Annotated in this window: 18 protein-coding genes; 12 read left to right on the forward strand and 6 right to left on the reverse strand. The window is 70.1% G+C overall.

Annotated features, from left to right (window positions below; genetic code table 11):
* Window positions 1-38: 38 nt before the first annotated feature.
* Entirely contained in the window at window positions 39-1,475 is a 1,437-nt protein-coding gene (locus JMJ56_RS02390) for an NAD-dependent succinate-semialdehyde dehydrogenase (RefSeq protein WP_202829999.1), read from the forward strand.
* 66 nt (window positions 1,476-1,541) lie between these two features.
* Here JMJ56_RS02390 and JMJ56_RS02395 read toward each other — a convergent pair whose 3' ends face one another.
* Window positions 1,542-2,270, reverse strand: coding sequence for a molybdate ABC transporter substrate-binding protein (locus JMJ56_RS02395; protein WP_202830000.1), 729 nt, complete (start codon window positions 2,268-2,270; stop codon window positions 1,542-1,544).
* Between the two features lie 165 nt (window positions 2,271-2,435).
* Between JMJ56_RS02395 and JMJ56_RS02400 the strand changes: the two genes are divergently transcribed.
* Complete coding sequence (locus JMJ56_RS02400) at window positions 2,436-3,656, forward strand: MFS transporter (RefSeq protein WP_202830001.1); 1,221 nt, start codon at window positions 2,436-2,438, stop codon at window positions 3,654-3,656.
* Window positions 3,657-3,692: 36 nt separating this feature from the next.
* Window positions 3,693-4,454, forward strand: a complete 762-nt coding sequence (locus JMJ56_RS02405) for an SDR family NAD(P)-dependent oxidoreductase (protein WP_202830002.1) — start codon at window positions 3,693-3,695, stop codon at window positions 4,452-4,454.
* Here the strand turns inward: JMJ56_RS02405 and JMJ56_RS02410 are convergent, their stop codons facing one another.
* Complete coding sequence (locus tag JMJ56_RS02410; RefSeq protein WP_202830003.1) at window positions 4,455-4,688, reverse strand: hypothetical protein; 234 nt, start codon at window positions 4,686-4,688, stop codon at window positions 4,455-4,457.
* Window positions 4,689-4,804: 116 nt separating this feature from the next.
* On the opposite strand from JMJ56_RS02410, the gene JMJ56_RS02415 reads away from it, so the two are divergent.
* Genes JMJ56_RS02415 through JMJ56_RS02430 form a run of 4 tightly spaced genes read left to right on the forward strand, consistent with a single transcriptional unit; the run spans window position 4,805 to window position 9,259 of the window.
* Window positions 4,805-5,854, forward strand: a complete 1,050-nt coding sequence (locus JMJ56_RS02415; protein ID WP_202830004.1) for an MBL fold metallo-hydrolase — start codon at window positions 4,805-4,807, stop codon at window positions 5,852-5,854.
* Window positions 5,854-7,119 (forward strand): flavin monoamine oxidase family protein, encoded by a 1,266-nt coding sequence (locus JMJ56_RS02420; RefSeq protein ID WP_202830005.1) that lies wholly within the window; start codon window positions 5,854-5,856, stop codon window positions 7,117-7,119. The genes JMJ56_RS02415 and JMJ56_RS02420 overlap by 1 nt, the downstream gene beginning before the upstream one ends.
* Window positions 7,116-8,360 carry a M20/M25/M40 family metallo-hydrolase gene (locus JMJ56_RS02425; protein WP_202830006.1) on the forward strand — a complete coding sequence of 415 codons (1,245 nt, stop codon included), beginning with the start codon at window positions 7,116-7,118 and terminating at the stop codon, window positions 8,358-8,360. Before JMJ56_RS02420 ends, JMJ56_RS02425 begins: the two co-directional genes overlap by 4 nt.
* Window positions 8,357-9,259: a DMT family transporter gene (locus JMJ56_RS02430; protein ID WP_202830007.1), complete on the forward strand. Its 903-nt coding sequence runs from the start codon at window positions 8,357-8,359 to the stop codon at window positions 9,257-9,259. The genes JMJ56_RS02425 and JMJ56_RS02430 overlap by 4 nt, the downstream gene beginning before the upstream one ends.
* A 65-nt stretch (window positions 9,260-9,324) precedes the next feature.
* On the opposite strand, the gene JMJ56_RS02435 is transcribed toward JMJ56_RS02430, so the two are convergent.
* The 3 genes from JMJ56_RS02435 to JMJ56_RS02445 all read right to left on the reverse strand — a co-directional run bounded on the left by JMJ56_RS02435 (window position 9,325) and on the right by JMJ56_RS02445 (window position 13,235).
* On the reverse strand, window positions 9,325-11,496 hold the full coding sequence (locus JMJ56_RS02435; RefSeq protein WP_202830008.1) for a malate synthase G: 2,172 nt from the start codon (window positions 11,494-11,496) through the stop codon (window positions 9,325-9,327).
* Window positions 11,497-11,562: 66 nt separating this feature from the next.
* Window positions 11,563-11,985 carry a tellurite resistance TerB family protein gene (locus JMJ56_RS02440; RefSeq protein ID WP_236037386.1) on the reverse strand — a complete coding sequence of 141 codons (423 nt, stop codon included), beginning with the start codon at window positions 11,983-11,985 and terminating at the stop codon, window positions 11,563-11,565.
* A 71-nt stretch (window positions 11,986-12,056) separates the two neighbouring features.
* Window positions 12,057-13,235, reverse strand: coding sequence for a M20 family metallopeptidase (locus JMJ56_RS02445; RefSeq protein WP_202830009.1), 1,179 nt, complete (start codon window positions 13,233-13,235; stop codon window positions 12,057-12,059).
* A gap of 117 nt (window positions 13,236-13,352) precedes the next feature.
* Between JMJ56_RS02445 and JMJ56_RS02450 the strand changes: the two genes are divergently transcribed.
* Genes JMJ56_RS02450 through JMJ56_RS02470 form a run of 5 tightly spaced genes read left to right on the forward strand, consistent with a single transcriptional unit; the run spans window position 13,353 to window position 17,487 of the window.
* Window positions 13,353-14,075, forward strand: a complete 723-nt coding sequence (locus JMJ56_RS02450; protein ID WP_202830010.1) for an SDR family NAD(P)-dependent oxidoreductase — start codon at window positions 13,353-13,355, stop codon at window positions 14,073-14,075.
* Window positions 14,075-14,674, forward strand: a complete 600-nt coding sequence (locus JMJ56_RS02455; protein WP_202830011.1) for a DUF6134 family protein — start codon at window positions 14,075-14,077, stop codon at window positions 14,672-14,674. Before JMJ56_RS02450 ends, JMJ56_RS02455 begins: the two co-directional genes overlap by 1 nt.
* The gene (locus JMJ56_RS02460) at window positions 14,674-16,212 is read left to right on the forward strand and encodes a cryptochrome/photolyase family protein (RefSeq protein ID WP_236037387.1); all 1,539 of its coding nucleotides are present in this window, start codon (window positions 14,674-14,676) and stop codon (window positions 16,210-16,212) included. Before JMJ56_RS02455 ends, JMJ56_RS02460 begins: the two co-directional genes overlap by 1 nt.
* 49 nt (window positions 16,213-16,261) lie before the next feature.
* Window positions 16,262-17,017, forward strand: a complete 756-nt coding sequence (locus JMJ56_RS02465) for a creatininase family protein (RefSeq protein ID WP_202830012.1) — start codon at window positions 16,262-16,264, stop codon at window positions 17,015-17,017.
* Window positions 17,008-17,487, forward strand: coding sequence for a GNAT family N-acetyltransferase (locus JMJ56_RS02470; protein ID WP_202830013.1), 480 nt, complete (start codon window positions 17,008-17,010; stop codon window positions 17,485-17,487). Before JMJ56_RS02465 ends, JMJ56_RS02470 begins: the two co-directional genes overlap by 10 nt.
* A 432-nt stretch (window positions 17,488-17,919) precedes the next feature.
* Here JMJ56_RS02470 and JMJ56_RS02475 read toward each other — a convergent pair whose 3' ends face one another.
* Complete coding sequence (locus tag JMJ56_RS02475; protein ID WP_328702240.1) at window positions 17,920-18,252, reverse strand: winged helix-turn-helix transcriptional regulator; 333 nt, start codon at window positions 18,250-18,252, stop codon at window positions 17,920-17,922.
* Window positions 18,253-18,257 lie beyond the last annotated feature (5 nt).

The raw sequence follows: 18,257 nt of genomic DNA on the forward strand, positions 1-18,257 counted from the left end.
GCGGGGCCTGCCCCGCCCAAATAGCCAAGGAGACCCCCATGGCCTATCCGACCGTCCAGCTCCACATCAACGGGGAGTGGCGCGCCAGCCGCTCCGGCAAGACCCTCGAAGTCATCAACCCGGCGACGGAGGAGGTGATCGGCGAGGTGGCTCATGCCGGCCGCGATGATCTGGACGAGGCGCTGGAGGCGGCCGAGCGGGGCTTCGCCGTTTGGAAGAAGGTTTCCGCCTTCGAGCGCGCTAAGCTGATGCGCAAGGCCGCCGATATTCTCCGCTCCCGCGCCGACGAGATCGCCGCGCTGATGACCGCCGAGCAGGGCAAGCCCCTGCCCGAGGCAAAGATGGAGACGCTGGCCGGCGCCGACATCATCGATTGGTTCGCCGAGGAAGCCCGCCGCGCCTATGGCCGCGTCATCCCCGCCCGCGCCGAGGGCGTCTACCAGCTCGTGGTGAAGGAGCCGATCGGCCCCGTCGCCGCCTTCACGCCCTGGAACTTCCCGATCAATCAGGTCGTCCGCAAGCTCTCCGCCGCCGTCGCCACCGGCTGCTCGATCATCGTGAAGGCTCCGGAGGAGACGCCTGCCTCGCCGGCCGCGCTGATCCGCTGCTTCATCGATGCCGGCCTGCCCGCGGGCGTCGTCGGCCTCGTCTACGGCATCCCCGCCGAGATCAGCGAGTACCTGATCCCGCACCCGACCATCAAGAAGGTGACCTTCACCGGCTCCACCCCGGTCGGCAAGCAGCTCGCGGCCCTCGCCGGTCAGCACATGAAGCGCGTCACCATGGAACTGGGCGGCCATGCCCCGGCCATTGTCTTCGACGACGCCGATCTCGACCTTGCGGTGAAGACCCTCGCCGGCGCCAAATTCCGCAATGCCGGCCAGGTCTGCGTCAGCCCGACGCGCTTCCTCGTGCAGGAGAAGCACTACGAGCCCTTCGTTGAGAAATTCGTCGCCGCCGCCAAAGCCGTGAAGGTCGGCAACGGCACGGAGCAGGGCGTGCAGATGGGTCCGCTCGTGCATGAGCGCCGCATCCCCTGGATGGAGGGCCTCATCGCCGATGCCCGCCAGCGCGGCGCCGAGGTACGCACCGGCGGCGAGCGCATCGGCAACAAGGGCTACTTCTTCCAGCCCACGGTGCTCACGGGCGTCACCAAGGAGGCGCGGATGATGAACGAGGAGCCCTTCGGCCCGCTCGCCATGATCGCGCCCTTCAAGGAGTTCGACGAGGTGGTGGAGGAGGCCAATCGGCTGCCCTACGGCCTCGCCTCCTACGCCTTCACCCGCTCGGCCAAGACGGCGAACGCCATCGCCGCCAAGGTCGAGAGCGGCATGATGACGATCAACCATCTCGGCCTCGCCCTGCCGGAAGTGCCCTTCGGCGGCATCAAGGACAGCGGTTACGGCTCCGAGGGCGGTTCGGAGGCCATCGAGGCTTATCTGAACACCAAGTTCGTCAGCCAGGCCGGCCTGTAGGAGCCCGTTCGGGAATGCGCCCCGAGGCGCATTCCCGGTGTCGGCATCGCTGAGGGGGCTTGCCCCTCAGCGCACCGGCTCGATCCCCGCCGCATCGAAGCTGCCGCGCGACTCCGGCCCTGCCAGCCAGCGCAGCAACGCCTCCGCCGCGACCGGCGCGCCCGGCGTCAGCGCCCCGCTGTAGGTTGTGTAGGACTGCAGCTCTGCGGGCAGTGGCCCCAGGTAGCGCAACTCTCGCACCATCCTGATCTCGGTGATGGCGCCGAAGCCGATTTCCGGCCCGCTGCCGTGCAACAGATGGGCCATCACTTCGGCCCCGCTGCGGTAGCGTCGCGCCTTGGGCGCGACCTGCGCCGTCAGGCCCATCCGCTCGAAGATCCGTTCCATGTGGAGGCCGGACGAGGCGCGGTTGAAGACGACCGACTGCATGTCGGCCACCATTCGCCGCAGTCCCTCGGCATCCGTCGCCGGCGCGACGGCGAGGTCCGGCCGCGCCACCATCCCCACCCCGACGCGGCCGAGCGGCACCGGCTGCCCAGCCAGGCGCCCCGCCTGTGCCAACCCCGCCATCAGCGAGTCCGGCCCGATGAGAAGCTGCGGCGTATCCCCATCCGCCAGCGCCTGCTGCATGGCCGGCGCCGTCGCGTAGCGGATCTGTACCGCGTGGCCAGAGGCGTTGCGGAAGGCCTGAACCGCCGGCGCCAGCCCCGGCTCCATCGTCCGGGCGCTTACCACCTCCAACTCGGCCGCCCGTGCCGCCGGGCCGGTGACGATCAGGACAGGAAGGAGAGCCATCAACCGACGCCGCATACGAGTCCTCTGGAAGGCCTGCCACGCTGCTCTACCGCGATGCCGGCCCTCCGCATACCGGCGGCCGGGCATGTTCCGCCGCCGATTCCCGTATCGACTTTCCGAGGTCCGCCGATTGACCGGCCTGCCCGGCGCCCGCAGCATGACGCCATGCCAGTCAAAGCCGGGACCGCCGAAAGACCCTCCCGCCAGGCTTGGCTAATGCTCGCCGGCGCCTTCGCCGCCTTCACCGTCGGCGCCAGCCTGATGCATTCCTACACCGTCTTCCTGCTCGCCTTCGTCGCCGATTTCGGCTGGTCCCGGGCCGAGAGCTCGCTCGCCTATTCGGTCGGCCAGCTCGTCGGCGGCGCCAGCTCGCCCCTCGTCGGCGGCCTGGTGGACCGTGTCGGCGCCCGCCGCTGCGTGCTGCTCGGCGGCTGCCTGCTGACCCTCGGCCTGCTCGGCAGCGCCTTCGCCAGCGAACTCTGGCACGTTGTCTTCCTCTACGGCGTAGTGATGACCATCGGGGCCAATTGCCTTGGCCTGCTGGTCTTCGTGCCGCTGGTCTCGCGCATCTTCCACCGCCGGCGCGGCATGGCCGTCTCCGTGCTGCAATCGGCCAATGCCTTCGGCCGCGCCCTCTCCGCGCCTACGAGCCAGATGCTGATCAGCGGCCTGGGCTGGCGTGGCGCCTATCTCGCCACCGCCGCGGCGATGGCGGTGCTGATCCTGCCGCTCGCCGCCATCTTCCGCCGCAGCCCCGAGATCCCTGCCGCGGCCGAGGGTGCGGCAACCGCCGTGCCGCGTCACTGGACCCTCGCCGAGGCCATCCGCACCCGCGCCTTCTGGCTGCTCTTCCTCGTCTACATGTGCACCAGCATCGGCAGCTTCCTCGTCTCGCTGCATCAGATCGCCTTCGCCGTCGATATCGGCTTCGACCCGCTCTATGCGGCCAGCGTTCTCGGCATGGGGGCCTTCCTCGCCTTTCCCGGGGTGATCCTCACCGGTACCCTCTCCGACCATATCGGCCGCGAGGCCTCGGCGCTGCTGACCTACGGCATCTCCATCCTCGGCGTGGTCTGCGCGCTGCTGATCACCTCGCCCGACCAGCACCTGCTGCTCTGGCTGCATGGCTGCGGCTTCGGCCTGACCTGGGGCGCCCGCGGCCCGGCCATCACGGCGAAGACGGCTGATCTCTTCCCCGGCCCCCGCCTCGGCACCATCCTCGGCGTCATTACCATCGGCTCCGGTCTCGGTGCCGCAATCGGCTCCTGGGCCGCGGGCTGGATCTTCGACGTCACCGCCAGCTACCGCATCGCCTTCCTGCTCTCCATCGCGGCCTATGCGGCGGGATCGGTCGCCTTCTGGGCATTGCGCCGGCCGATGCGCTGACCGAACCTCCCCGGGCAAAAGCGAGAGGAGAGGGACATGGATCTTGGTCTCAAGGGCCTCAGGGCCATCGTCACCGGCGGCAGCAAGGGGATCGGCCGCCGCTGTGCCGAACTCTTCGCCGCAGAGGGCGCCCATATCGCCCTCTGCGCCCGCGACGCGGCGGAGGTCGAGGCCACCGTCGCCGCACTCCAGGCGCAGGGCGTCACCGCCTTCGGCAAACCCGTCGATGTCGCCGACAAATCTGCGCTCGAAGCCTGGGTCGCCGCCAGCGCCGCCGCCCTTGGTGGCATCGACATGGTCGTCGCCAATGTCTCGGCGTTGGCAGTCGACGACAGCGAGGAGGCCTGGCACCGCGGCTTCGAGACCGACCTGATGCACACCATCCGCACGGTCAATGCCGCGCTCCCGCATCTAGAGGCGTCGAAATCCGCCTCCATCACCATCATCGCCTCGGTCTCCGGCCGCGAGATCGACTTCACCGGCCCGGCCTACGGCGCCTTCAAGGCCGCTCTGGTCCACTACGCCCAGGGCCTCGCCCACCGTCTGGCGGGGAAGGGCATCCGCGCCAACACCGTCTCCCCCGGCAACACCTATTTCGCGGGCGGCATCTGGCAGTGGATCGAGCAGAACAACGCGGCGCTCTTTACCGAGGCCATGGCGCTCAACCCAACCGGCCGCATGGCGACGCCCGAGGAAATCGCCCGTGGCGTCGTCTTCCTGGCAAGCCCCGCCTCCTCCTTCACCACCGGCACCAACCTGGTGATCGATGGCGCGCTCACCCGCGGCGTGCAGTTGTAGTCAAACCCTCTCTAACTCCCGCGGCCTCGCCGGCTGCGGCTTCGGGATGAGACAGTCGGGCAGCGGCTTCCCGCTTCCCCCCGTCGGCCGAGGCCTGGGCGAGGGCGGCCGCGGCTCCGGCCGCCAGCCGCCGCCATCGCCGCGCCGCAGGTTCCGCAACTCGCGGATGGCGAAGACCAGCGGCACCCCGAAGCTGAGGCCGCCGCTGAGCAGGACGAAGACTTCCGGCGCCATCCATCGACCTCCACCGAACCGCGCGAGCATACCCACCCCGCACCCCCGTGATGCAAGCGCCGCATCGACAGGCCGACCGATAGCGCCCTATCCTTCCCGCCCAACGGGAGAGCCGGATGCCACCCGACCAGACCAACCCCCCCGCCTATGTCCCGGCCCCGCTGCCGCCCGAGGCCCCGCCGCCCGGCGAGATCCGCACCATCCAGCCCGGCCTGCTCCGCGCCCGCATGCCGCTGCCCTTTGCCCCCGGCCATGTGAACATCTGGTTCCTGGAGCATGAGGGCGGCTGGCTGGCCATCGACACCGCCATCGCCAGCCGCACCACCCGCGGCCATTGGGACCAGCTCCTTGCCCAACCCGCGCTGGGCGGCCGGAAGCTGACCGCGCTGCTCGTTACCCATTTCCATCCCGACCATGTCGGCCTCGCCGGGTGGCTCTGCGAGCGCTTCGGCATACTGCCGATGATGACCCGCATCGAATGGCTGATGGCCCGCGCGCTCTGGTACGACAGCGGCCCGGACATGATGGCGCAGCAGATCGAACATTACGCCCGCGCCGGCTGCGCACCCGAATTCCTTGCCTTCGTCGAGGGCCGAGGCGCCCTCTACCAGCGCTCAGTCGGCGAGTTGCCGCGCAGCTTCCACGCGCTGAAGGACGGGCGCAGCGTCACTATCGGTGGCAATGAGTGGCGGGTTGTGACCGGCGCCGGCCATGCCCCCGACATGGCGACGCTCTACAGCCCGGAGCGCGGCATCCTGATCTCCGCCGACCAGATCCTGCCCCGCATTTCCCCCTATGTCGGCCTGCATCCCGGCGAGCCGGAGGCCGACCCGCTCGGCGACTTCCTTGCCAGCAATGACCGTTTCCGCGCCCTGCCGGAGGACACGCTGGTTCTCCCGAGCCATGGCGAACCCTTCACCACCCTGCATCGCCGCCTCGACATGCTCGCCGCGCACCATGGCGAGCGCCTCGACGCCCTGGCCGAGGCCTGCCGCGAGCCGCTGACGGCCTATGAGGCGGCGCAATTCCTCTTTCCCCGTGCCGCACAGGAGATGGGGCAGGTAGGCTTCACCGTCGGCGAGACGCTGGCCCATCTCCGCCGTCTGGAACGCCAGGGTCGGCTGCGCGTCGAACCAGGCGAGGTTGCCCGCTTCCGGACCGTCTGATGCCCACCGAAACCGAGATTGCCATCATCGGCGCCGGCGCCGCCGGCATCGCCGCAGCCACGCGCCTCGCCGAACTCGGCCGGTCCTGCCTGGTGCTGGAGGCGGGCACCCGCCCCGGCGGCCGCGCCTTTACCGAGAGCGCCAGCCTCGGCACGCCCTTCGACCACGGCGCCTCCTGGGTGCATGTCGCCGAGCACAACCCGCTGACGCCCATTGCCCGGCGCCTCGGCTTCACCCTCTTCGAGGGCGAGCGCCGCCGCCGCGACATCCTTTTGATCGGCGACCGTCCGGCGACGCCCGCCGAGAAGGCCGCCCATGACGCCGCCTGCGATACCTGGGAGGCGGTGGCCGAGGCTCGCGCTGCGCAGGGCGGCCCCGACATTGCCATCGCCGAGGCCGTGCCGCATGGCGGCCCTTGGGATGCGACCGTCTCCCATTGGCTGGGCACCACCATCTGCGGCGTGGAGCCCGAGCGGAACAGCCTGCGCGATTACATCGACACCGGCCTCGACGGCGAGAATCCGCAGGTGAGGGAAGGCTTCGGCACCCTGGTCGCCCGCCTTGCCGTGGGCTTGCCGATTCAGCTGGCGGCCCCCATCCATCGCCTGGAGGCCGACCGACACATCACGTTGGAAGGCCCCCACGGCACGATCCGCGCCCGCGGCTGCATCGTCACCGTCTCGACCGGCGTGCTGGCATCGGGTGCCCTCCGCTTCTCTCCCGGCCTGCCGGCGGAGGTGGAGGCCGCCATCCATGGCCTGCCCATGGCACTCCTCTCCAAGATCGCGCTGCGGGGCGGCGCTGGGCTCGGCCTCGACCCCTTCGCCCGTCTCGGCCGCCGCGTCGAAGGGGAGGGGGACCGGCCGATGTCCTGGGTGGTCAGTCCCTTCGGCCGCGACCACGCGATCGGCTTCCTCGGCGGCGAGGCGGCCTGGGCGCTGGCCCGCGAGGGCCCCGCTGCCGCGGAGGCCAATGCCCGCGCCGAGCTCGCCCGCTATTTCGGCGAGGCCGGGTTGGCGCGTGCCTTCCCGCATCCGGCCGTCGCTACGGACTGGGGTGAGAACCCACTCTTCCTCGGCGCGTATACCTATGCCCGCCCTGGCAGCGCCGGCGCCCGCGCAGCGCTCGCCGAAGCCCGGCTTGCCGATGGCCGCATCCGCTTCGCCGGTGAGGCCTGCCATACCCGCTATGCCGGCACGGTCGGCGGCGCCTGGGCAAGCGGCATGGCGGCAGCGGACGCGTTGTCCGCTACACTCGCGGGATGAGTCGCACCGCCTTTGCCGCCGAGGCCGCCGCCTGCGAGGAGCGCGTCATCGCCCTGACCCGGGCCTTGGTCGCCATCCCATCCCCCAACCCGCCTGGCGATGTCCGCGCCTGCGCCGAGGCGGCCGCCGGGCTGATTCGCGGCCTCATCCCGGCTGCCGAGGTCGCCCTCCATCCCACGAGCGAGGGCGTCACCAACCTCGTCGCCGTGGTGCGGGGCCATGCTCCCGGCCGCCGCCTGATCTTCAACGGCCATCTCGATACCTATCCGGTGAACGAGGCCCTGCCCTGGACCGTGCCGCCCCTCGGCGGCCTGCTGCGCGACGGGCGCCTCTACGGCCGCGGCACGTCCGACATGAAGGGCGGCATCGCCGCCTCCGTTACCGCCCTCGCGCTGCTTGCCGCCCATCCCGGGCTCTGGCGCGGCGAGGCCGTGCTGACCCTGGCCGGAGACGAGGAATCCATGGGTCCGCTCGGCACGAAATGGCTCATGGACCACATCCCCGAGGCGCGCGGCGATGCCGTCATCATCGGCGATGCCGGCAGCCCACGCGTCCTGCGCTTCGGCGAGAAGGGTTTCCTCTGGATCGAGGTGGAGGCCGAGGGCCGCGCCAGCCATGGCGCTCATGTGCATCTCGGCGTGAACGCGCTCGACCGTCTCTGCGCCGCGCTTGATGCGGTGCGGGGCCTGCGCGCCCTGCGGCCCGAGGCGCCGCCCACCGTCACCGCCGCCATCGCCGCGGCGCGTCCCGTCTCCGAGCCGCTATCCGGTGCCGGCGAGGCCGAGGTGCTTGGCAGCGTCACCGTCAATATCGGCCGGATCGAGGGCGGCACCTCCACCAACCTCGTGCCCGCCGGAGCCCGCGCCGGGATCGATATCCGCCTCCCCGTCGGCCTTTCCTGCGCCGCCGCCGAGGCCGCCCTGTCAGCAGCGCTGGACGGGCGCGAAGGCATCGCCTGGCGCATCCTCCGCCGCTTCGAGCCGAACCATACCGACCCGGGCCATGAGCTCGCCCGCCGCGCCGCTGCCGCGGCGGGCGAGGTGCTTGGCAGCCCCTGCGCCGTCAACATGCGCGTCGGCGGTTCCGACGCACGCTGGTTTCGCATGGCCGGGCTCCCGACCATCGTCTATGGCCCCACGCCCCACAACATGGGCGGTGCCGACGAGTACGTCCTGGTCGAGGAACTGCGCCAGGTCGCACAGGTGCATGCGCTGACCGCCCTCGACTTCCTCGCCGCATGAGCCTGGGCCGCACCAGCCTGAGCCTGCCCCGGCTCGCCGCGGCGAGCGACACCGCCCGCGCCATCCTCTGGATGCTCGCCTCCGGCCTGCTCTTCATCCTGCTGAATGGCACGCTGCGGCTGCTGGCGCAGCAGCTCGACCCCTTCGTCACCGGCTTCCTGCGCTACAGCTTCGGCGTGCTGGTGATGCTGCCCTTCATCCTGCGCGCCGGCTGGGCCGCCTACCGCCCGGCCAATCTCTCGGGCCAGATTTGGCGTGGCGCCATCCACACCTCCGGCCTGCTGCTCTGGTTCATCGCCGTGCCGCATGTGCCGCTGGCCGATATGACGGCGCTCGGCTTCACCACGCCGCTCTTCATCATGCTCGGCGCCGTCGTCTTCCTGCGCGAGCGGATGGTCGCCGCCCGCTGGGTCGCGGCACTGATCGGCTTCTGCGGCGTGCTGATCGTCGTCTCGCCCAACCTCTCGGGCGGGGCAGGGGCCTATGGCTTCGTGATGCTGGCCTCCTCGCCGCTCTTTGCCGCCTCCTTCCTCATCACCAAGGCGCTGACGCGGCGGGACGCGCCGCATGTCATCGTCGTGTGGCAGTCGCTAGCCGTCGCGCTGTTCAGCCTGCCCTTCGCTCTGCCGCATTGGGACTGGCCGACACCTGCGCAATGGGCCGCCTTCGCCTTCTGCGGCGTCGTCGGCACGGCGGGGCATATCTGCCTGACGCGCGCCTTCAAGCTGGCCGACATGTCGGTGACCCAGCCGATCAAATTCCTCGAACTGGTCTGGGCCTCGCTCTTCGGCCTCGCCGTCTGGGGCGACGTGCCGGGGACGGCCACCTGGATCGGCGGCCTCGTCATCTTCGCCAGCACGAGCTGGATTGCGCGGCGGGAGTCTCGGAAGCAAGGTTGAGGAGGGCGGTGCCCTCCTCAAGCTCCACCCGCCAAGGGCCGAAGGGCCCCTGGACCCCTCGAGTTCTAGGCTGCGGCCTTCGCCTCGCGGCGGCGGGCCGTCAGGATGAACTCGGTGTAGCCATTCGGCTGTGCCGCACCCTTAAAGATCAGGTCGCAAGCCGCCTTGAAGGCCACACCCTCATAGCCCGGCGCCATCGGCGTATAGAGCGGGTCGCCGGCATTCTGCCCGTCGACGACCTTCGCCATCCGCTTCAGCGTCTCCATCACCTGCGCCTCGGTGGTGATGCCGTGCTGCAGCCAGTTGGCGATGTGCTGCGCGCTGATGCGCAGCGTCGCCCGATCCTCCATCAGCCCGACATCGTGGATGTCCGGCACCTTGGAGCAGCCGACGCCCTGGTCGATCCAGCGCACGACATAGCCGAGGATGCCCTGGCAGTTGTTGTCGAGCTCCGCCTGCACCGCATCCGCCGGCCAGTTGGTGTCGCTCGCCAGCGGGATGCTGAGGATGTCGTCGAGCTTCGCCCGGCGGCCGCCCTGCGCCAGCTCCTCCTGCCGCGCCGCCACGTCGACCTCGTGGTAGTGCAGCGCATGCAGTACCGCGGCGGTGGGGGAGGGGACCCAGGCGGTGTTGGCGCCGGCCTTCGGATGGCCGACCTTCTGCTTCAGCATTTCGGCCATCGCATCCGGCGCGGCCCACATGCCCTTGCCGATCTGCGCCCGCCCGCGCAGCCCGCAGGCCAGGCCGACATCGACATTCCACTCCTCATAGCCCTTGATCCAGGCCGTGCCGCGCATGTCGTTCTTGCGCAGCATCGCGCCGGCGGCCATGGAGGTGTGGATCTCGTCGCCGGTGCGGTCGAGGAAGCCGGTGTTGATGAAGGCGACGCGGTCCTTGGCGGCGCGGATGCACTCCATGAGGTTCACCGTCGTCCGGCGCTCCTCATCCATGATGCCCATCTTCAACGTCGCCCGCGGCAGGCCGAAGGCATCCTCCACGCGGCCGAACAGCTCGTTCGCCCAGGCCACTTCCTCCGGCCCGTGCATCTTCGGCTTAACGATGTAGACGCTGCCCGCCCGGCTGTTCCGCCCGCGGCCCTGGCCGCGCAGGTCATGCAGCGCGATGGCGACGGTGCACATGGCGTCGAGGATGGTCTCCGGCGTCTCGGCGCCGTCGAGCGTCACCACATCGGTCATCATGTGATGCCCGACATTGCGCACCAGCATCACCGAGCGCCCGTGCAGCGTCATCGCCCCGCCGCCCGGCTTCAGATAGGTCCGGTCGCCATTGAGCTTGCGAACGAGCGTCTTGCCGCCCTTCTCGAAGCTCGCCTCCAGCGTCCCCGCCATCAGCCCGAGCCAATTGCGGTAGACGACCACCTTGTCCTCGGCATCCACCGTTGCGACGCTGTCCTCGCAGTCGATGATGGTGGTGACGGCCGCTTCCAGCACCAGGTCGGCGACGCCCGCCGGGTCGTCCCTGCCGATCGGGTGGTCACGGTCGATGACCAGCTCCGCATGCAGCCCGTGATGCACGAAGAGGATGGCCGAAGGTGCCGCCGGCTCGCCCAGATAGCCGACGCACTGCCCCGGCTGCGCGAGCCCGACGCTCCGCCCGTCCTTCAGCCCGACCGCCAGCGCCCCGGCGGCGATCGCATAGGATTTCGCCTCTGCATGGGAGGCCCCGCCCGCCAGCGGCGCAACCTTGTCCAGCGTCGTACGCGCGAAGGCGATCACCTTCTCGCCCCGCTTCGGGTTGAAACCCCGCCCGCGCTCGGCCCCATCCGTCTCCGGGATGGCATCCGTGCCGTAGAGCGCATCATAGAGGCTGCCCCAGCGCGCATTGGCGGCGTTCAGTGCATAACGCGCATTGGAGACGGGCACGACCAGCTGCGGCCCGGCGACGGTGCCGAACTCGGCATCGACATTGGTGGTGGCGACCTGGAAGGCCGGCCCCTCCGGCACGAGATAGGCGATCTCCCTGAGGAAACCGGTATAGGCGGCGGCATCGACCGGCCGGACTGGGTGCGCCCGGTGCCATTCGTCGATCTTCGCCTGCAACTCGTCCCGCTTGGCCAGAAGGGCGGCATTGCGCGGGCCGAGGTCGCGGAGGATGGCGGCATAGGCAGACCAGAACCGCTCCGGTGACACCCCGGTGCCCGGCAACGCATCCTGCTCCATGAACTCCTTGAGGGCTCGTTCGACGCCGAGCCCCGCGACCTCTACCCGATCCGCCATGCCAGCCTCCCTGAATTCAGGGGCTACCTAGGCGAAACCGCGCCGCCCGCAAAGGGGCGCGGACCCTCACGCATCGAGGACGCTGCGCTGGTTCTTGGCGACGAGGGTGCGGAAATGCGGCGCCAGCGCCTCCTCCGACAGGCCCCAGGCCTCGGCGAAGCGGCGGACGAGGTCCTGCTCGCCCTGCTCCGCCTCGCCGTCGCTCATGGCGTTGTCGATCATGTTGAGCAGGATGCAGAGCCGCTGCTCCGGCCGCAGCCGCGGGGTGGCATCGGCGAGGAACTGCTCCGGCTTCGTCGCCTGCGCATAGCGCAGCGCCGCATCCAGCCCCTGCCGCGTCATCCCGCGGCCGAGGGCGGAGAGGAGGTGCCCGACCTCCTCCTCGTCCATCTCTCCATCCGCCGCCATGCAATAGATCAGCGAGACGGCGAGGCAGGTGCGCGGCGTGAGGTCGAGTGCTGCGGATTGCGACTTGAACATGCCGAACATGGACATCTCCCGAAGGGTTGAAGCGTCCGCGAGATAGCCGAACATGAACGACGTGTCATCTTTAAGAAATATTACAGTCCCGCCCGGTCGAGCCGCAGGATCGCCCTTGCCATGGCCTGTGCCCGCGGCACGAGGCTCGCCACCTCCAAGTATTCCTCTGGGCTGTGCGCCTTGCCGCCTACCGGCCCGACCGCGCAGATGGTCGGCGCCCCAAGGGCCGCGGTGAAGCCGCTATCGGCGCAGCCCCCGCTGAACTCGCCGGTGACGGCGAGCCCGCTCTCCGCCGCCGCGTCCCGGTACATGCCGAAGAGCCGGGCCGAGGCCGGCGTCTCGTTCAGCGGCAGGAACTCGCCCCGGATGGTGAGGCGCGCCCGTGTCCCCGGGACATGGGCCCGCTCGATGATGGCATGGATCTTCCCCATCACCTCGTCCCGGTCGGATGGATCCTTGTAACGCAGGTCGATCTGTCCCTGCGCCCAGGGCGCCACCGTGTTGACGCTCTGCCCGCCCGAAACGAGGCCCACATTCACCGTGATCCCCCGCGCGAGGTCGGTCAGCGCGTGCAGTGCGGTGACCTTGGCGGCCAGCTCGCCGATGGCGCTGATGCCGGCCTCGAAATTGCCGCCCGAATGCGCCGCCTTCCCCTCGATGTCGAAGATCGAAAACACGCCGCCCTTACGCCCTGTCACCACCCCGCCATTGGGCCGTCCGGGCTCCGAGTTGAAGACCACCCGCGCCTCCCGCGCCGTCGCCTCGATCACTGCCCGGCCCTCCGGGCTGCCGATCTCCTCGTCGCCGGTGAAGAGCCCGACCAGCGGCCCCGGCGCCCCGCCGAAGCGCTGGAATCCAGCCAGGACGAACATGTTCATCACCAGCCCCGCCTTCATATCGGCGACGCCCGGCCCGGTGGCGATGCCGTTCTCGATGCGGAAGGGTCGCCGCTCCGGCTCGCCCTTGGGGAAGACCGTGTCCCGGTGCCCCATCAGCACGATCGCCTGCTTCTCGTTGCCTGAAGAGGTTGCCTCGCCGCCGGCCACGCGGGCCCTAAGGCAGTCGCCATACATCTCCTGCGGGACCAGCTCGACCGGTATGCCCTCGGCCGCCATGAAGTCCCGGACGATCCGCCCGACGGCATCGACGCCCGGCTTGTCGTAGCTGCCGCCATCGGTGTTCACCATGGCTTCCAGCACCTTCAACATGGCTTCCTCCTGGGTGGCGAGCCAGGCGGTGACGGCGGATTCGGTGCTCATGCGGGCCTCGTCGAAGGGAAGGGCGCGCAGCCTGTCCCCGCCGTCCCGCCGCGGCAAGAGGCCCCTTCCGCTCCTGCCCCGCAGCCCCATCTCGGAGGCGAAAGATCAGGAGAGGGCATGGCGGGACCTATTGCGATTCTGGGCGCCACCGGCGGCATCGGCGGCGCGCTCGCCCGCCGCCTCGCCGCGCGCGGTGCCCCGCTCTTCCTCATCGGCCGCGACGCCGCTCGTCTCGCCGCCTTGGCCGCGGAACTGGGCGCTCCCTCCGCTCCCTGCGACGTCACCGACCCGGCGGCGTTGAAGGCCGCCCTTGTCGCAGCCGGCACGCCGCTCGCCGGCCTCGCCTTCTGCGTCGGCTCCATCGTGATGAAGCCGCTCGCCCGGACGACCCCGACCGACTTCGCCGAGACCTTCGCCCTCAACGCGACAGCCGCCGCGATTGCCGTCCAGGCCGCCGCTCCGGCGCTGACGGCCGGGCAGGGCAGCGTGGTCCTCTTTTCCTCCGTTGCTGCCCGCGCCGGCTTTCCCGGCCATGCCGTGATCGGCGCGGCCAAGGCCGCGGTCGAGGGATTATCGCTTGCCCTCGCCGCGGAACTGGCGCCATCCGTACGGGTGAATTGCATCGCTCCCAGCCTCACCCGCACCGGCATCGCCACACCCATGACGAAGAACCCGCAGATGGCCGAGGCCATCGCCAAGCTCCACCCCATCCCCCGCCTCGGCGAGGCCGAGGATGCGGCGGCGCTGGCAGACTTCCTCCTCTCCGACGCTTCGGGCTGGATCACCGGCCAGGTGATCGGCGTCGATGGCGGCCGCTCCAGCCTGCGCGGCCGCGGCTGATGCGCCGCCGCCACCTGCCGCTGCTGGCGCTGCCGCTGCTCGCCAGCCCGGCCGGCGCCATCCCCACCGTCACCCGCTTCCGCATCATGCGGGAGGGCAGCGCCATCGGCAGCCATACGGTGACGCTGAGCGAGGCCGGCGGCGAACTGACCGCCCGCACCGAGGTCATCGTGCAGGTGAAGCTCGTGGGCATCACCGTCTTCCGTCTGACTCACAATTTCACCGAGGTCTGGGCCGGCGACCGTCTCCGCTCCGTCGCCTCGCACCATGACCGGAACGGCACGGTGAAGGACATGACGGCGCGGGCCGAGGGCGGCGCCATCCTCGTCCAGGGACCCGAGGGCCCGCTCCGCCTTTCCGCCGAGGCGGCGCCGTTGAGCTGGTGGGATCCGCGCCGGTTCGACCGCCCGCTGTTCGACAGCGAGACCGGAAAGCCTCTCCGTCTGCAATGGACGCGCACCCCCGGCCCCGGCACCGGCGCCACCTGGCGCGTATCCGGCGACGAGGAGGGGGAGGGGCAGTACGCCGCCGGCGGCACCTGGCTTGCCTGGCGCACCAAGGGCGACGACGGCAGCCTCGTCACCTATGAAAGGGCCTGATGGGCGTCCTCCGCCTCGTCCTCGGCGACCAGCTCTCTCCTAACATCGCCGCCCTCGACGGCCTCGACCCCGCCCACGACGTGGTGCTCATGGCCGAGGTCATGCGGGAATGCACTTATGTCCCGCACCATAAGCAGAAGCTGGTGCTGGTGCTCTCCGCCATGCGGCATTTCGCGGCGGAGCTCCGCGCCCGAGGCATCGCCGTCGATTACATCCGCCTGGACGACCCCGATAACAGCGGGACCCTGACCGACGAGCTGACGCGCGCCATCGCCCGCCACCGACCGGAGGGCATCATCTGCACCTTCCCCGGAGAGTGGCGGGTGCTGGAGGCGATGCGCGGCTGGGAGGAGGGCCTTGGCCTCCCCATAGAGATCCGCGAGGACAGCCGCTTCCTCTGCCCGCTCCCCCGCTTCCGCCGCTGGGCGCAGGGCCGGCGCCAGCTGCGGATGGAATTCTTCTACCGCGAGATGCGCCACGAGACCGGCCTGCTGATGGATCCCGACGGACCCGTTGGCGGACAATGGAACTACGACGCCGAGAACCGCCGCCCCTTCACCTCCGGCCTAGCCGCGCCGCCGCCCCGTCGTCCGGCGCCGGACGCCATCACCCAGGATGTGATGGCCCTCGTCGAATCCCGCTTCGCGGCCAATTTCGGCACGCTGGACGCCTTCGCCTGGCCGGTGACTGCGGCCGAGGCGGAGGCGGCGCTCGCCGACTTCATCACCCACCGCCTCGCCCGCTTCGGCGATCACCAGGACGCCATGGCGGCGGGCCAGCCCATCCTCTTCCATGCCCTGGTCTCAACCAGCCTCAATCTCGGCCTGCTCTCCCCCCGCGCCTGCTGCGAGGCCGCCGAAGCCGCCTATCGCGCCGGCCGCGCCCCACTGAACGCCGTCGAGGGCTTCATCCGGCAGATCCTAGGCTGGCGCGAGTATGTCCGCGGCCTCTACTGGCTGAAAATGCCCGACTACGCCCGCCTCAACGCGCTGGAGGCAACCCGCCCGCTGCCCTGGTCCTGGTGGGGCGGCGAGACGCGGATGAACTGCATCAGGCAGGTCGTCCGGCAGACCCGCGACCTCGCCTATGCCCACCACATCCAGCGGCTGATGGTCACCGGCAACTTCGCTCTGCTCGCCGGCCTCGACCCGGCGGAGGTGAACGAGTGGTACATGGCCGTCTACGCCGATGCCTATGAATGGGTGGAACTGCCGAACACCCATGGCATGGCGTTGCACGCCGATGGCGGCGTCATCGCCAGCAAGCCCTATGCGGCGAGCGGCGCATACATCAACCGCATGTCCGACTACTGCCGCCTCTGCGCCTATGACGTGAAGGCCGCGACCGGCCCCGACGCCTGCCCGATGAACGCCCTCTACTGGGACTTCATCGCACGGCATGAACACCGCTTCGCCGGCAACCCGCGCATGGCCATGCCGCTGCAGACCCTCCGCAAGATGCCCTCCGAGAAGCGCGCCGCCCTTCAGGCGCAGGCCGCTGGCTTCCTGGCCGGCCCAGAGATGCGCCCCGAGGCTTGACCCGCCTTCGCCGCGGCGCATCATCGCCGCCCATAGCACCGGGGGGACCATGGCCGACGAGATCGAATGGATGCGCCTCACCGCGGAGGAACTCCGTGCCCGCGCCGCCGAGGATGCGCTGGTCATCATCCCCGTCGCCTCGCTCGAGCAGCACGGCCCGCACATGGCGACCGGCGTCGACATCATCCTCGGCACCGCCGTCGCCGAAGGGGCGGCGCGCCGGCTGGGTGGCCCGGTCGTCGTTACCCCCTGCGTCTGGACCGGCCTCGCCGAGCACCACATGGACTTCGGCGGCACCGTCACGCTGGACTATGCGAGCTTCGCCGGCGTCCTCCGCGGCATTGTCCGCTCCGCCGCCCGCCATGGCTTCAGGCGGATGATGCTGCTGAACGGCCATGGCGGCAACGCCGAGGCCGTGGCCGTCGCCGCCGGCGAGTTCTCGATCGAGTTCGGCATCCGCGTCGCCGCTGCCACCTACTGGCATGCGGTGCCGGAGGTGATCGCCCCCATCCTGGAGCGACAGGCCGGCCTCATGCATGCCTGCGAGGCGGAGACGAGCCTGATGCTCCACCTCCGCCCCGAGAGCGTTCGTACCGGGCGCCTGGCGGAGGCGCATGGCCCGCATTCCACCCGCGTCGAGGGCCAGCCCACCGGCCTCGCGCTTCGCCGCTCCTTCAAGGCGATCTCGCCCTCCGGCGTCATTGGCGATGCGCGCGTGGCGACAGCCGAGAAGGGGGAGCGCCTGCTCGATGCCATCGCCACCCGCATGGCCGAGCTGCTCGGCAACCCGAAGCTATGGGCCTGACGCCGGTGCCCGGCCACTCCCTGGTCAACGGCCACGCCGCCTGGGCCGCGCTCGCCGCGCCGCCTCCCGGCATCACCTTCGCCCGCGAGGAGGGCCGCCTCGACCCGATGGAATACACCGCAGTGGTCCGCGCCTCCGGCCTGGTCCGCCCGGTGGACGACGCGGCTCGCATGGCGGCGATGGTTGCCGGCTCCAACCTCATTGTCACCGCCCGAGACGAGGCGGGTAGGTTGATCGGCGCCGCGCGCAGCTTCACCGACTTCGCCTATGGCTGCTACCTCTCCGACCTCTGCGTGGAACCGGCCGGGCAGGGGAGGGGCATCGGCCGCGGCCTCATCGCCGAGACCAAGCGCATCATCGGCCCCGGCTGCATGCTGCTGCTGCTTTCTGCGCCCGACCCAATGAGCTGGTACCCGAAGCTCGGCATGGAGCGCGTTGCCAACGGCTTCATCATCCGCCGCGATGGCTAGGTGTGCAGTCTCGGAAGGCGCTGGTGTGGTCTCCGTGAGCTGTAAGCGCCGGCGTGAACGCCCTGGAGCTCGGCTCGGGCGAAGGTCCCGACCGCGAAGTCCAGGAACACACGCAGGCGTGGAGAGAGTTTTCGGTTGTACGGATGGAGTGCGTAAAGCGGTGTGAGGACAGGCGGGTAGTCGGGGAGGAGCTCCATCGGCGTGCCTGAGGCGAGCTCCGCCGCGAAGCGATAGCGTGGCGCCTGGGCCGCCGTCGACCGTGAACTCCAGCGGCAGCAGGTTTCCGGCCAGCGACGACTGCCCCACATGCGTGACGCGAAGCGCGGCCTGCTGGTGTGGATCGGCAGCATGGCGGGCGAAGGATCGATGGGCCAGTTGCCTGCCCACAAGCCAGCGTGGACCTGGCTCATCGGAACGTGCCGCCTCGATGAGTCAGGAGCCCATCTCGGACGGCGCACTTTCCGCCCAAGCGAGCAGGGCATCAAGCGCCGGGCAGAGCGACTGCCCCCAATCGGTCAGATGGTACTCCACCTTGGGGGGCACCTGGTGGTGGACGATGCGTGCGACGACGCCGTCCGCCTCGAGCTGGCGCAACTGCTGGATCAGCATCTTCTGCGAGACGCCGGGAATGGCCCGCTCGAGATCGGAGAAGCGGCGGATCCGTCCACCGAAGAGCTGAAACAGGATCACCAACTTCCAGCGTCCTTCCAGCACCCTGATGACGTTCTGCACGCCCTGCGCGGCCGATTCCGGCGTGTAGGGCACACGCT

The organism is Belnapia arida, from assembly GCF_016773205.1.
Taxonomy (GTDB): domain Bacteria; phylum Pseudomonadota; class Alphaproteobacteria; order Acetobacterales; family Acetobacteraceae; genus Belnapia; species Belnapia arida.